This is a genomic window from Arhodomonas sp. KWT, assembly GCF_010993615.1.
This window is the reverse complement of sequence record NZ_WNXE01000552.1, coordinates 1-1,080: the sequence shown is the minus strand read 5'-3', so window position 1 is coordinate 1,080 and position 1,080 is coordinate 1. Positions and strand designations below refer to the sequence as shown.

The 1,080-nt window shown below is 72.5% G+C and carries 1 protein-coding gene; it reads right to left on the bottom strand.

Annotated elements, in window-relative coordinates; all coding sequences use genetic code 11:
* A partial coding sequence (locus tag G7A99_RS20650) for a T6SS effector BTH_I2691 family protein (protein WP_205599968.1) occupies window positions 1-972 on the bottom strand: 972 nt, incomplete at its 3' end.
* Window positions 973-1,080 lie beyond the last annotated feature (108 nt).

The following is a 1,080-nucleotide window of genomic DNA, read 5'->3' as shown; positions in this document are numbered from 1 at the left end:
CAGCGCCGCGACGAGGCGCCGGACCGAGGCCAGCCACAGCGAGCGCCGGGCGTTGTCGCCCTCGGCCTGGAACAGCCGCATGCGCTCCAGCGGCTGCTGGCGGTAGGCGTTGAGCTCCTCGAGGATGCCGACCTCGTCGTGCACGGCGAGCATCACCGCCTGGCCGTGCTTGCCCTGCAGGCCGGCGTCGTGGCGGGCCTGGGTGGTCATCGCCTCGATCAGCGCCTCGGCGTCGTCCACGCCCGCGGCGAGGGGGAAGCGGTGCCAGCGCAGCGCCTCGCGGGCCGGCCCGGTGCAGCACTCCGGCACCTGCTCGCCGATGAGCGAGGGCGCGAAGGCGTGCTCGGCGACGCCGTCGTTCAGCCAGGCCTCGACGTCGAAGCACTGCAGGTGGCGCTTGCGCCAGTCCTCGTCGCCGGCCACGCGCTCGAGCTGCGCCAGCGACCACGGGCGCTCGAGGTAGGCGAACCACACCCGGCCGGCCTCCAGGGGGTACGGCAGCCCGATGAACGAGGCCGCGGCGTGGCTGCCCGGCCGGTGGCAGGCGAACGGCTCATCATCGATCTGCGCCGGCGGCTCGCCCGGCGGGAACTGCCAGAACTCACCGCCATCGGTGACCTGGTAGGCGAGCCAGCACTCGTGGCCTTCGTCGTAGAGGTAGAGATAGCCCCCGCGCAGGCGGCGCAGGATGTAGCCGCATCGCGGCGGCTGACCCGTGTGCCACTCGCCCTCGTCGTCGAGCACGGTGTCGAGCCCGAGCGGCACCGGATCCCCCTCGGCGTCCCGGGGATAGAGCGCCCCGACACGCGCGTGCGGCAGCACCGGGACCTCCGGGGTCTCGTCGATACGGGTGATCGCGTAGCGCACCGGCAGGATCGGCAGGCCGCGGCGCGTGCACCAGCGGCAGTCATTGAGGCCGAGACCGGCACAGGTGGCCTGCTTGATCCAGGCGTCGTCTGGCAGGACATCCATTGTCTGCGTCCCTCACGTTCCATCAAGAGGGGAATCAGCGCTAACGGGCGCGCCTGACGGCAGCAGGCGTGTGATCGCGCCCGCTAGCGGGGACTGCGGTGCAGGCAG